The sequence below is a fragment of the Rhodococcus sp. NJ-530 genome (assembly GCF_003860625.1).
GTDB classification, from domain to species: Bacteria; Actinomycetota; Actinomycetes; order Mycobacteriales; family Mycobacteriaceae; genus Rhodococcus_F; species Rhodococcus_F qingshengii.
This window is the reverse complement of record NZ_CP034152.1, coordinates 908,741-922,069: the sequence shown is the minus strand read 5'-3', so window position 1 is coordinate 922,069 and position 13,329 is coordinate 908,741. Positions and strand designations below refer to the sequence as shown.

At 60.3% G+C, this 13,329-nt stretch carries 11 protein-coding genes and 2 pseudogenes; 11 read left to right on the top strand and 2 right to left on the bottom strand.

The window, feature by feature from the left end; translation table 11 throughout:
* Window positions 1–16 precede the first annotated feature (16 nt).
* Entirely contained in the window at window positions 17–1,276 is a 1,260-nt protein-coding gene (locus EHW12_RS04300; RefSeq protein ID WP_007734242.1) for a TetR/AcrR family transcriptional regulator, read from the bottom strand.
* 541 nt (window positions 1,277–1,817) lie between these two features.
* Here EHW12_RS04300 and EHW12_RS04295 point away from each other — a divergent pair.
* The 11 genes and pseudogenes from EHW12_RS04295 to EHW12_RS04245 all read left to right on the top strand — a co-directional run.
* Window positions 1,818–2,626: pseudogene (locus EHW12_RS04295) on the top strand (ABC transporter permease).
* Window positions 2,626–3,483, top strand: coding sequence for an ABC transporter permease (locus EHW12_RS04290; RefSeq protein WP_003945491.1), 858 nt, complete (start codon window positions 2,626–2,628; stop codon window positions 3,481–3,483). Before EHW12_RS04295 ends, EHW12_RS04290 begins: the two are co-directional and overlap by 1 nt.
* A gap of 3 nt (window positions 3,484–3,486) precedes the next feature.
* Window positions 3,487–4,710, top strand: a complete 1,224-nt coding sequence (locus tag EHW12_RS04285) for an MCE family protein (protein WP_116057227.1) — start codon at window positions 3,487–3,489, stop codon at window positions 4,708–4,710.
* Window positions 4,707–5,738 carry an MCE family protein gene (locus EHW12_RS04280; protein WP_125050316.1) on the top strand — a complete coding sequence of 344 codons (1,032 nt, stop codon included), beginning with the start codon at window positions 4,707–4,709 and terminating at the stop codon, window positions 5,736–5,738. Before EHW12_RS04285 ends, EHW12_RS04280 begins: the two co-directional genes overlap by 4 nt.
* Entirely contained in the window at window positions 5,738–6,793 is a 1,056-nt protein-coding gene (locus EHW12_RS04275; RefSeq protein WP_007734231.1) for an MCE family protein, read from the top strand. The genes EHW12_RS04280 and EHW12_RS04275 overlap by 1 nt, the downstream gene beginning before the upstream one ends.
* The gene (locus EHW12_RS04270; RefSeq protein WP_003945762.1) at window positions 6,790–7,887 is read left to right on the top strand and encodes an MCE family protein; all 1,098 of its coding nucleotides are present in this window, start codon (window positions 6,790–6,792) and stop codon (window positions 7,885–7,887) included. The genes EHW12_RS04275 and EHW12_RS04270 overlap by 4 nt, the downstream gene beginning before the upstream one ends.
* The gene (locus tag EHW12_RS04265) at window positions 7,884–8,948 is read left to right on the top strand and encodes an MCE family protein (RefSeq protein WP_054827260.1); all 1,065 of its coding nucleotides are present in this window, start codon (window positions 7,884–7,886) and stop codon (window positions 8,946–8,948) included. The genes EHW12_RS04270 and EHW12_RS04265 overlap by 4 nt, the downstream gene beginning before the upstream one ends.
* Window positions 8,945–10,165: an MlaD family protein gene (locus EHW12_RS04260; protein ID WP_058227636.1), complete on the top strand. Its 1,221-nt coding sequence runs from the start codon at window positions 8,945–8,947 to the stop codon at window positions 10,163–10,165. The genes EHW12_RS04265 and EHW12_RS04260 overlap by 4 nt, the downstream gene beginning before the upstream one ends.
* Window positions 10,152–10,709, top strand: coding sequence for a hypothetical protein (locus EHW12_RS04255; protein WP_047269603.1), 558 nt, complete (start codon window positions 10,152–10,154; stop codon window positions 10,707–10,709). Before EHW12_RS04260 ends, EHW12_RS04255 begins: the two co-directional genes overlap by 14 nt.
* A gap of 24 nt (window positions 10,710–10,733) precedes the next feature.
* A complete protein-coding gene (locus tag EHW12_RS04250) occupies window positions 10,734–11,639 on the top strand; it encodes an oxygenase MpaB family protein (protein WP_125050315.1) in 906 nt (301 codons plus the stop codon).
* Window positions 11,640–12,123: 484 nt separating this feature from the next.
* Window positions 12,124–12,450 (top strand): annotated as a pseudogene (locus EHW12_RS04245) (transglycosylase family protein); the annotation flags it as partial.
* Window positions 12,451–12,818: 368 nt separating this feature from the next.
* Here EHW12_RS04245 and EHW12_RS04240 read toward each other — a convergent pair.
* A complete protein-coding gene (locus EHW12_RS04240; RefSeq protein WP_073512098.1) occupies window positions 12,819–13,310 on the bottom strand; it encodes an NUDIX domain-containing protein in 492 nt (163 codons plus the stop codon).
* Window positions 13,311–13,329: the final 19 nt, after the last annotated feature.

The following is a 13,329-nucleotide window of genomic DNA, read 5'->3' as shown; positions in this document are numbered from 1 at the left end:
CACTCACCGACACGCTTCAGGCGGCCGAAGCCCGACGGCCGAACAGTACTGCCGACATGAACACCTGCAACATGGCCGCGTTCTCTGCGGCAGCGTCGAACTTCATCATGCGGCCGACATCCGGGACCAGGTTGAGCGCAGCGTGAACTACGAACTTCGCCTCTACTGCCGACAGCTCAGGACGAATCTCTCCGAGCACTCGCGCCCATTCGACCACGTAAAGCTTCTGGCGATTCTTCAGATCGCTTCGATGACTCGGCAGAAGGTTGTTCATCTCGGAGAAGTAGACCGACATCAATTCGTGCTGTGCAAACGACAACTCCACGTACATCGCCGACAGTGACCGGAGCACTTGTTCGTGCGAAGTCGCGGAGTCGAAGACCGCTGCCGTCGCCAAGTCCAAGCGATCTGCAGCTCGATAGAACACGGCGCCGAGAAGCTCTGCCTTGCTGGGAAAGTAGCGGTACATACCGGACGCGTTCAAGCCGGCGGCCGCGGCGATCTCTTCGATGCTGACGTCGTGATACCCGCGAGAGTCGAAGAGGCGCACGGCTTCCTGCAAGAGACGTTCACGTTTGTTCGTGGTCACGGTTCGAGGTAACGAGGACTGCTCCAAGCGGCTAGCGGTGATTGCACCCTCACCTTGATCTATCGCCAGACACGCGTCGAGCAGAACCTTCTCCATCGCTCGCTGGGGCAGCAACAGGTTATGGACGGTGATACTGCCGATGACGCTGAACATCGCTGCCACGACAAGGGTCTCGTCCCTCGCCGTCATCGCGGGTTCGGAGCGCGAAAGATACCGGGCTACTCGGCGATTGACCGTACTGGCTTGCGCTCGAACGGATTTCCGATCATCGGTGTCGAGAAACCGGCTCTCCCAACGATAGATTCCGGCCGTGCGCCGATTGCGGATCGTCGTTCGTATCACTGCAATCAGATCTTCGCGCAACCGCTGCGCATCGGTTGCCGCAGGCGCAACCGAAACGGCATCGAGGGCACTGGCGAGCGCTCCGGTCAACTCCAGTGCCGCGTGGCGGAACATCGCGTACTTGTTCGGAAAGTGCCGATAGAGCGCCGAACCCGAAATACCGACCGCCGACGCGATGTCGTCGACACTGACAGCAGGATATCCGCGCTCACTGAACGCGATTGCCGCTGCAGCCGCGATCTGCGCCTTGCGGTCCTTCGGTCGCCTCTTGACGGAGTCGGACCTCGGCTGCCGAACAATCCCATTCGACGTCTGCGCGTCGACGAACTGATCGTTCAGGCTCACCGTGTACCCCACTCTCCAGCCCTCACGCACAAAGCACTTCGATCCGCCTGCTCATCAGACGAGAATCAGCATAAGCATGATTCTGAAAACTCGTACACCGATTTCAGCACATCGCGCGTCTAGAGTTTCATACATGCAGGTAACACGGCCTTTGATCAGAACACACCACTCGCCATTCGCCACCTCCCCCGTTGCTTCCACCGAGAATCTTCGTTAACAAAACGTTGCCTGTGGCCACTAGCAGTGGGTAGGGTCACCGCTCGAAGCATCCAGCCCGCATCCACGAAGCAATCCGACTGACAGATTCGGAATATTCGTAAACATAAACAGGATGTCGATATGAACAGTTCCGATATCTCCACGTCAATGAAGGAAACTCGGTCAACAGGGCTGACAGTTCGACGAGAATTTCGGTTCACATAATGCTTGCTTGGACACATATATGTGTGAGATGCTTCACAGGCAGTTCGCTCGACCGCCAGCGCTCGAACAGTTCGAACTCCGTGCCGAACACTGTTGATCTGCAAAGGAATTCAATTAGATGACGTACGATCTGCCAGCCGCGAAGGGCCCGGTGCGAGACGTAGCGTTACAGGGGGCTATCTGATCGGATTCTCGGTTCAGGCACTCTTCGGCCTGTTCACGGCAATCCTGCGCAGACGACTCTCATTGCACGAGACGGTTACTCAGACCCTGTTCATCGGTCGCGTCAGCACCGGCCCGTCGCTGCTTCTCATGATTCCGATCGGTGTATTCATCGCCGTCTCGGTCGGTGAACTGGCCGGCCGGATCGGAGCCGGTGGATATTCCGGAGCTGTCGTAGCTTTCATCATCGTCGGTCAGGCCGCGGCGCTGGTGTGCGCGTTGATGATGGCCGGTGTCGCAGGATCGGCGATCTGCACGGATTTGGGTTCACGAAAGATCCGGGAAGAGATCGACGCGATGGAAGTGATGGGCATCGACGTGATCGAGCGCCTCGTCGCACCGAGATTGGTTGCGGCAGTGATCGTCTCCCTTGCACTGTGTTCGATGGTCACCTTCGGCGGTGTGATCGCGTGCTACCTGTACCACATCTACGTCCAGCATCTTCCGGCCGGAACGTTCATGGCAACGTTCAGTCAGTACGGGCGATCCTCCGACTTCGTCATGGCTTTGGTGAAGGCTGCGGTCTTCGGCATCGCTTCGACTTTGGTCGCCACCTTCAAAGGTCTACATGCAAAAGGTGGCCCACGCGGCGTTGCCGACGCAGTCAACGAAGCCGTCGTCATCGCGTTCGCGCTCGTCTTCATCGTGAACACAGTGTTGTCCGCGCTCTACACCGTAATCGTCCCGGCAGTCGGTGAATTCTGATGTCGCTCGTCGATCTCCGTGTTCGAGCACGTCAAGCGAGCAGACCCCTGCGAACCGCGGGCGACGGCCTCGTCTCCCTCGGTCAACACGTCACTTTTTACGTCCGCACTATCGCATCGATCCCCTTTGCGCTCACCAAGTACCGCAAGCATGTACTCGGTCAGATCAGCGAGGTCAGCTTCGGCACGAACTCCTTGTTGTCCGGCGGCGGCACCATCGGGATCGTCTTCGCGATGTCGCTGGCCGCGGCGATGATGTTGGGCGTCGAGACCCACCGGGGCCTCGAGCTTGTCGGGATGACCTCGCTCTCCGGCATGCTGTCCGCGGTTGCCAACACCCGTGAACTGGCCCCTGTTGTCGTCGCGATCGCGTTGGCCGCCAAGGTCGGAACGGGTTTCACCGCCCAGATCGGGGCCATGCGTATCTCCGACGAAATCGACGCGCTGGACTCGATGGCGATCCGATCGATCCCCTTCCTCGCGGGTACCCGGGTGATCGCTGCCATGATCTGTGTCATCCCGATCTACATGATCGGACTCCTGGCCAGTTACCTCTCGACCCGACTGGTCGTCGTGTTCTTCAACGGCGCATCGGCAGGTACTTACGACTACTTCTTCCATCTGGCGATCTCTCCGCAGGATCTCCTGTACTCGGGTCTCAAGGCCGTGGTGTTCGCCGCTGTTGTCGCGCTGGTTCACTGCGCGTACGGCTACTATGCCTCCGGTGGTCCGGCCGGCGTCGGGCAAGCGGCCGGGCGCGCGCTCCGGACTGCGATCCTCGCGATCGGAATCCTCGACGTACTGATGACTTTCGCGCTCTGGGGCCTCGTGCCCCAGATCCCGGGAATGGGGGTCTGAGCCGTGGACAGACTCACTACACGCACGAAGATCGTGTACGCCCTTCGCGGCGCGATCGCCATAGTCGTAGCCGTCGCCGCCGCCGTGACAATGGTTCTACGCGGTTCGGGAAATCTCGAGCAGAGCACCGACATCTTCGTCGCTGTTCCAGCCACAGCCGGTCTCATCAGCGGTGAAGCTCCGGTTCGGTACCACGGCGTCAACGTCGGCCGAATCGGCGAAATCGAATCAGGAACCGCCGAATCCGTTGTGCAGTTGCAGATTCAGACCGATGACGCGTCGAAGATTCCCGCCGACGTGGTGGCCCGCGTCGTTCCGCGCACGTTCTTCGGCGACATCTACATGCAGCTCGTGGACAGTCCGAATGAGCAGGACCAGACGACTCTGTCGGACGGAGACGAGATCCACATGGACGACGGACCCGAGGCCGTCGCCCTCTACGACGTGTACACCAAATTGGTCGGAGTCCTCACCGCGATGCAACCCGAGAAACTTCAAACGGCTCTGACCGCACTCGGTCAAGCCCTGGACGGAAACGGAGCCGAGATCGGAGCCACGATAGACAATCTCAGCGCGGCTTCCGGCGCACTGGCTCCTGCCGCCCACCAATTCCTGGAATCCACTCCGGAATTTCGATCTGTCGTCGACGCGTTGGACCATGCGACCCCCGACATTCTCGATACCTTGGCAGCCGCCACAACCGTCTCGAACGACATGGTCGCCAACAGAGCGAATCTCGAGTCCTCGATCGGCGCGGCCGCAGTCTTCGCCGCTACCGTCGACGATTTTGTCGGGGCGAACAACCGAAACATCATCACTGTGATCGATTCCGCCGGAAAGATACTCGCAACCACCGCGGCCAATCCCGGAGGACTGCGTTCCACCCTCGCGAATGCCAGTACGTTCGGCGCCGCGGGCGCTCGGGTCTTCGCCACCGGAAAGTTCGACATCACAGCAGTTGCCACGTTCGCCGAACCGCTCCCATACACGGGTGATGATTGCCCGCAGTACGGTGACTCGCGCGGAGCACAGTGTTCGGGCTCCAACCTGACGCCTGAACAACCCGTCAGTGCCCCGGTCGTGGGCGGCGTAGCCGAAGCGGCCACCCTGCGGTACCTCGAAGATCAACTACTGGGCGGATCGCCGGAACCCTCGGATACCCCCAACCCGGCAACAACACTGATGTTGGGGCCGATGGTCAGAGGTAACGAGGTGACCGTCCCGTGAAGGTCCGTCCTGGCCAGGTAATTCGGTTGTCACTCTTCTGTCTCACCGGCGTCGCCTGCGCGTCGTTCGTGGCGAACACGTTGTCGGTCCCGGTTCGCGGAAGCACTGATTCGTACTCGTTCGAGTTCACCGACGTCGAAGGACTCAACCCGGGCAACCCGGTCACCATGTCGGGTGTGCGTATCGGCCGCGTGGACTCGGTTGCGTTCGCCGACAACGGAGGCGGGACGAGCAAGGCGATCGTCGACGTCGAAATCGAGTCGAAATATTCCCTCGAGTCGGATGTCCGTGCCGCCGTGCGCTACGGCGACATGCTCGGTGCTCGATATCTGGCACTGACGCAGGACGACAGCGCAACAACGGTATCCGCACGACAGCTCGAACCAGGTGACACGATACCGCTGGCGCAGACAACACCGCCGATCAACTTGACGGCCCTGATGAACGGGTTCAAACCGTTGTTCGCCGCGCTGCAGCCCGAGCAGGTCAACACGCTCACGCGAAGTTTTGTCGAAACCTTCAACGGCCAGGGCCAGGCAATGACCACCCTGCTCGACCAGATCGCGACCATGAGTTCCGGCCTGGTCGACCGTCAGGACGTCTTCGCGCAACTACTCACGAACATGAACACTCTTCTCACCTCCGTCGACGAGCGTCAACCCGAATTGGTCGGTCTGTTGGACGGTTTGAACGATCTGAGTACTTCCGTCGTCGGGCAGAACGATCAACTGGTCTCGCTCTTGGATCAGGGAAACCGCACTGTCTCGTCGTTGGCTCAGATCATGGCCGGGTCGAACGGCGCATTCGGTCAGACCGTGCAACAACTCGAAAGTGTCACCGGGAGTTGGATTGCGAGCACCGACGAGTTCAACAGACTTCTCGTCAACCTTCCCCAGTTCGCCGACGCCGCCAACCGGATCGGAAGTTACGGAAGTTTCATCAGCCTGTATCTGTGCAATTTCACTCTGAAGGCAGGCGACATGGAAGCCAACATCTTCGGTCCGACACACTCGCCGGTGTGCTCATGATGTTCCTGGTCAAGCTGATCGACGTGTTCGTCGGCATCATGCTCTTCCTGTTCAAAGGGGATCGCCGTCGCAGCGGTAGCGGCACCGCTCTCGCCCTGGGCAGTCTCGGAATCTTCGTTCTGGTGGTGGGACTCGGCGCCGCCTTGGGCATTCCGAAGCTCTGGTACAACGTACGCACGTCGGCATACACAGCGGAGTTAGCCAATGCCAGCGGGCTTTCCGACACCGATCCGGTTTACGTGGCCGGGGTTCCCGCGGGCCGAGTGGATTCGATCGACCTTGCCGGCGACCACGTCGTCGTCAACTTCCGCTTGGACAAGGACCAGCCTTTGGGAAACCAGAGCACGGCGACGGTCAGGCTCAAGACGGTCCTCGGCAAGCGCTACCTGGAGATCGTGCCGGCCGGAGTGGTCGACGACTCCGAGGCGCGGGTCATCCCGCTCTCCCGCACAACCGTGCCGTACAGCCTCGACGACGTCAGCAGTGATGCCACCACTGCGGCAACAGGCGTCGACCTACAGGCGATGGAGTCCATGATGAACACCCTTTCGCAGGTGATTCCCACTGATTCCGATCAGGTGGGCCGGGCTCTGGCCGGAATCAGCGGCGCCTCGGCGGCTTTCGCGCAGAACAGTGAACAGATCGACCAGATTCTCATCATGTCTCGTGAGCTGTCGGACATGGCTGCGGCACAAACCGATTCGATCGTCGGTACTGCGGCCAATGCTCAGACGATCGTTCGAACTCTTGCGATGCGCAAGGACGCACTGACTCAGCTGGTCGACAACCTGACAATCATCATCTCGAAGCTCTCCACCACTTTCGTCGATCGTCAGGACGAGTTCGGAGCCATGACCGACAACCTCGTCGCGGTCACCACCACGCTGAAGAACAACGCAGATCAGATCGACCTGCTGTTGACTCGTCTTCCTTCCGCGCTGCGTTCGGTCACCGATTCAACCGGCACCGGCAATTGGACCGACGTCAACGCGCCGGCGGCCGTGATCCCGGACAATCTGCTCTGCGCGCTCGGCATCATGGAGGGCTGCAAGTGAATACACGAAAAGCCGTCACGGCCATGCTGGTAGTGACCTTGGCGATCGCCCTGCCCGGTTGGTACATATTCGGACGAACAGATCAGTCCAAGACCGTCTACGCCGATTTCAGCTACGTCGGCGGAATCTACGAGGGAAGCAAGGTCACCGTCCTCGGAGTCGGCGTCGGGACGGTCACGTCGGTGGAACCTCGCGGAACTTCTGTTCGAGTAGCGATGTCGATGCCCGACTCCGTGGACCTGCCCGCCGACGCCTCGGCCTATGTCCTCAATCCATCGGTGATCAGCGATCGACACATCGAACTCGGCCCGGCGTACACCGGCGGAGAGACACTGAAAGACGGCGACCAGATTCCGATCGAACGTGCCCACTCCCCCATAGATTTCGACGGCTTGATGGGAAGCGTCAGCACTTTGGCCGACGCATTTGCCGGGGATGGGGGCAATCTCGGCGATCTCGTGAGCCGCGGCGCCGCCGGGTGGCAGGGCCAGGGCGATCAATTCAACACCGCAATTCGCAACCTCAGCACAGCAACCGGAGTTGTCGGCGCTCGGTCGGAAGACATCGGTGCCCTTGTCGACAATCTCAACACTTTGATGAATGCTCTGGACGCACGGCAGGTCAGCCTCGACGAACTTGTCGGCGACCTCGGCGTCCTGGGTGATCAATGGGCGAGCCAGAACATGGACATCTCACAGCCTCTGCAGGATCTGCAGGTGGTCTTCGACCAGTTGAACAGTTTCATGACAACTCACGGCGATGATGTCGGTGCCATAGCCGACAACGTGCGAGTTCTCGGTGACACTCTGGCTGCCAAAGAACCCGGCCTCGCCGAGTTCATGGACCTGGTGCCGTTGATGATGCAGAACCTCTCCCAGACAATCGGTCCTGATCAGCGCGGGCGCATTCGGCTCAACGTCTCGACTGCATTGACTCAGTTCGCGGTGGCGAAACCGCTGTGCGACACCTACAAGTTGCCGATCTGCACCGGAGCCGGGTTCACGAATCCGATTTCCTTCCCCCTCAGCACTTCTGATCCGCTCGGCATCGCCTCCGCGATTTCCGGCGGAGCCGTCCCCGGAGGTGGCAATTGACGCGGCAATCGGTTCGAATAATCGCCGGTATCGTGATCATCGGTGTGGGTTCTGCGGCCGTGCTCGCCTTCGGCGGCTGTAGCGCAGGCATTCAAGACCTACCCCTGGGTCGTTCGGCCGACGGTGACGCGTACAACGTGGCGCTGCAGCTGGCCGGCGCCGACGGCCTGGTGTTGGGAGCAGACGTCCGCAGCGGCCAGAAAGTCATCGGTCGAGTATCCGCGCTGTCAGCCGATGTCGTCGGAGCCGATGTGACTCTGAGTCTGGACGCCGCGACGCCATTGCCCGACAACGTCGAAGCTTCCGTCGAACTCCCGTCCGCACTTGGCAATCCGTTCATCAGACTCTTGGTGCCGGAAGTTCCGTCCGGCTCCACGCTCAGCGACGGAGACACAATTCCGGAGTCTCGCACCGAGATCGGTCCGCAGGTCGAAAGTGCGCTTGCCACCCTCGGCACGGTTCTGACCGGAAGCGGCATCGACCAACTCGATACCGTGGTGCGCGAGCTGAACACCGCGTTTTCCGGGCGCTCCGGTGAAGTTCGTTCTCTGACCGAGACCCTCACCTCGCTCATGGCAGAGGCAAGCAGTCACCGCAGCGAGTTCGACGAGGCCGTCGACCTCGCTGCCCGGGTCTCCTCCCAACTGGCCGGCCAACGCGTAGTTGTCGACAACTACCTCGATTCCGTTCCACAGGTGGTGTCGATTCTCGTGGGACAGAAGGATCAGATTGCGAGCCTGTTGAACTCGACCGTTCAGCTCGCCACCAACGCAAACACCATTCTCGACTCGTCTCCCAACGGCCTCGACGCGATGCTGCACGATGCGTCGACCGTTGTCGGGACTCTGGATTCGTTCAACTCGGAGATCGGCCAGACGCTGACGAACATGAACGGGTTGCTCGAAAACTTCACCGGTGCAGTGCAGGGCGACTACCTCGTTTTCGACGGCGCCCTGGATATTCCGGGAACGATCGACAAGCTCTGGAGCGGCGGTATGGCCGGTCAATCGATCGCACCAGCGGGAACTCTCACCGATCTACTTCAGGGAGGTCTGCGTTGAGTCGCCTTGCGCTTGTTCAACTTGTCCTGTTCGCTCTGATCGCTGCTGTGGTCATCCCTTTCGGGATCGTCTACGTGGTCGGCCCTCAGGGTTTCGGGGGTCAAATCCTGCTGCACGCCAACATGTCCGACGCCTTCGGACTGACCAAGGGCACGGTCGTCACGTATCGCGGCGTACAGGTGGGGAAAGTGAGTGAAGTCGAGCTCGACGCAGGCACCCGCACGGCTCGGGTGGAACTCTCACTCAACGACAACACCGAGATACCTACCGACAGCGTCGCCAAGGTGACGATGGGGACCGCAGCCGGAATTCAGAATGTCGACATCTACCCCAACACAGACCACGGCCCGTATCTTAGGGACGGCGACGAGATCGCCATGCCCGCGGATCAGCAACCGGTCCAGATGAGCCAGTTGATGCTTCAGGCGTCCGGTGTCTTGGAAGGGATTGATCCACAAGCGATCAGCGACATCGGGACCGAGCTGGGGAATTCGTTCAACGGGCTCGGCCCGAGCTTGGCGACGATGATCGACAACGGTGGGACCATGTCGGCGCAGTTGAACGACCAGTCGGCCGAACTCGCTGCGCTGCTGTCGCGAACCTCCACGTTGGTGGACTCCATGGCGACACAATCGGATTCGTTCGTCCGGGGAATGGCAGCTGCCAAGAACTTCACCGAACAACTCGAATCCAATGCGCCGGTGCTGATCTACCTCACCGATCATTCGCCCGCCGCCCTGAACAGCGCTCAACAGTTGTTCGACAAGTACCACAACACTTTCGGAGCGGTCCTGGCCAATCTCGTCACTGTCGCACCGATCATCTCCGACCGCACAGAGGCCCTGGAAACCGGACTTGTCACGATTCCTGAAGGTCTCGCCAAACTGGCATCCATCGTCAAAGGCGATCGCGCCGACTTTGCCTTGGTTGCGACCCAGGGGCCGGTCTGCAACTACGACACCCCTCGGCGTGAGGTCGGCGATCTGTCTCCCACCAGTCCGAGTCTGGCGATGTACTGTCCCCCCGCCGACGACCTCGTCCAACGCGGAGCACAGAATGCTCCGCGTCCGAACGACCTCGGTTTGCAGAACTCGACCGTCCCGGGCACTCCGATCGGACCGCCCGTCGTCGCAGATCCGATTCTCGTCCCGACCGGAGTCGACGCCCTGAACTACTGGAGATTGATGTTGGAAGGACTGGGAAATGGCACACGGTGACAACGCACTACTCGACGAGACAGAAGCCGAGGTGGCCGAACATCCGACTTCTCCGTCGCTACTTCACCGCCTGAAGGAGCCACGCAACGCACTGATCTCACTAATGGCGGTAGCGCTGGTCGCAGCATTGGCGGTGCTCGGATTCCAGATGTACTCGGCGAATCAGGAAGACACGCTGCGGCAGGAGGCTTTGGACACCGCACGGGATTACTCAACCATCATGTCCTCCTTCGATTATCAGAACCTCGATGTCAACAAGGACACCATCGCCTCGATGTCGACCGACGAGTTTGCCGGCACCTACCGAACGATGGTGGATTCCCTGAGGGAAGTCGTTGCCGGGGGCCAAGGCCAGGCGAGCGCGACGGCGACAGACGTCGGCATCGGATCACTGGACGATTCGTCGGCCAAGGTGCTCGTGTTCGTCGACCAACAAGCCAAGAATGTCGCAGCGCCAGAGGGAAACACACAGAAGTACCGCATGGTCGTGTCCCTGGTCCGCTCGGGCGACCGGTGGCTCGTGAGCAACGTCGAGACCAAGTAACTCACCACACGCGGAGGAAGATCCATGCCCACTCACTACCTGGATTCGGAAAAGTCCGAGTCGTCGCTTCGCACCGATCAGACACGCATCACCATCACGGCCGAGCGTAGACGGTGGGCACGTAAGCCCGCACACATCACCGACGCACTCGATTTCTGGTCGTTCGCCGGAGCCGCTGCCAACGTCATCCTGCAACTCGGTTGGCCCGAGGTGGCGTACGGCGTCATGGAGAGCAAGGTCGAATCGGGTGCTCTGACAGCGCATCCGTGGAAGCGTGCACGAACCACGACGCAGTACCTGACGGTCGCGATCCTGGGTGACGAGGAAGAGCGAAAGGCTTACCGCGAGGCCGTGAACTCGGTGCACCGACATGTGAAGTCGGATTCAAACAGCCCGGTCAAGTACAACGCCTTCAATCGCGAACTCCAATTATGGGTTGCTGCATGCCTGTTCATCGGTTTCGAAGACAGTCATCAGTTGCTGCACGGCAAGATGTCCGAAGAACAGGCGGAGTCGTTCTACAAGTCCGCGTCAACTTTGGGAACGACGCTGCAGGTCACCGAAGAGATGTGGCCGGCCACACGTGCCGACTTCGAGCGCTACTGGAACCTCGGTTGCGAACGCGTCGTCATCGACGAACGCACCAAGCAGTACCTGATCGACTTGGTCAACCTACAGATGATCGCGTGGCCGATACGCCTGGTGTTCCGAAACTTGTTGCGGTTCCTGACGGTCGGATTCCTTCCACCGATCTACCGCGACCAACTCGATCTCGAGTGGACCGAAGACGACCGCCGCCGGTTCGAACACCTCTTCATTTTCGTGTCGTTCGTCAACAGGTTCATCCCACGCTCCGTTCGTCAGGCCGGCAACACCATTCAGACGCGCGACATTCGCCGCCGGATCAAGGCGAGCAAGAATCTCGTCTGAGCCAGCGGCGCGTTATTCGTTGTCAATTCTGCTGCCCTACAGGTAAATCGGGCCGGTCGGTCGACAACAGATCACGGCTGGACATGGGTTCCAGCACGACTGAAAACCGGGTCGAAAAGCCGACAAACCGGGCTGATCGAGTGTCACATTCGCCGCATATCGACGCCGCCGAGGCACGTTTCAGGTGACTTGCATCACATTTCATCTCGTTTATGTAACGCCGGGAGAGGTGGCATATCGCCATGCGACCTGGGAAAACACTCTTTGATGCATTTCTGTTGCACAAACATGTGTCGACACGCCGACCCGTGACCAATCCGTAATCATCTCTTATGGTTGGTGACAGCCCGATCAACCGGGCATTACCGAATCGCCACCGCCCGTCCCACCCCGCGGTTCGGACTCGACAACATTCCTAGTGGTGGGAGCGGAGCTGAGACGGTCACCGTCCTCCGTCGGCGGGACTCGAGAGGATTTACCAAAAATGACCAAGACCACCGTTACCCGTGCACTTGCCTCTGTCGCTGCAGCCGGAGCCCTCGCAGCCGGAGCCCTCGGATTGAGCGCAGGCACCGCATCCGCAGCCACCCACGACTGGTCGGGTGTCGCAGAATGCGAATCTTCGGGCAACTGGGCCGCGAACACCGGAAACGGCTACTACGGCGGACTCCAGTTCAGCCAGAGCACGTGGGAGGCCTACGGCGGAGCGGGCAGCGCCGCCAACGCCAGCCAGGCAGAACAGGTCCGCGTTGCTGAAAACGTCCTTGCTGGTCAGGGCGCCGGCGCGTGGCCGGTGTGCGGACAGTACCTCCGCTGACCCCAGTTCGAGTAGTGCGTCACTGCCCGGTGTTCGTCGAGAATTCGACGAACACCGGGCAGTGTTGTATACCGATACCTATTTCCCACCACCACTACTGTTGAAAGATGTTACAGCGGTGCGTGATCCGTCGGGATGCCGCGGAGCGAGCGAGGTATATCGACTCGCCTTCCGATCCCCCATCATCCCTCGGAGAGCCATCCACAATTTTTGGGCCGTCCTCGCCAACCGGTTGTGAGAACTGACCGGCGCAGCCGTAGAAGCGTACGGGATGGGGTCCTTACGCACGTAGTGCTCCATAACCCCAGCGTAGCCGTGTTTCGATGCCGAAATGTTCGTTTTCAATCGCTACCTCGCATCCCTCACTGCGACCGAACAAATCGATCCGGCGCACTCGATGGCCCATCCTTGACCAGGCGTGCAAACCGGTCGGGTAAATCGCGTGGCCCGAACACTTCTCGACCACTGTGTGACAAGAGGCGGTCAACACTCCACCACTCGAAGTGCTCGACCAGCTCGGCGGCCAGCGCTTCGCGCCCCAACGACCCACAGGGCTCGAATGCGGTCGCCACCGGCACGAGGAAGTAGTCGTTGATCGCACCACCCCAACCCGGCAATATCGCCGGGTCACGGATCTCCTCATGCCACACATGGGTGGCTGCGCCGTAGTCGCGCAAGCCGATCTCCTCGTCCAATTCGCGCGCGAGCGCCTCGGACGGGGTTTCGTCTCCTTCCAAGCCTCCGCCCGGAGGACACCAGACCGTCAGCCCGCCCCCGGGCGCGATGAATCGGTAAAGCAGAAGACGGGACTGGTCGTCAACGACCAACCCCCTGGCCGAATGCCTCAGACGCATGAGTGCCACTGTAAGCCAG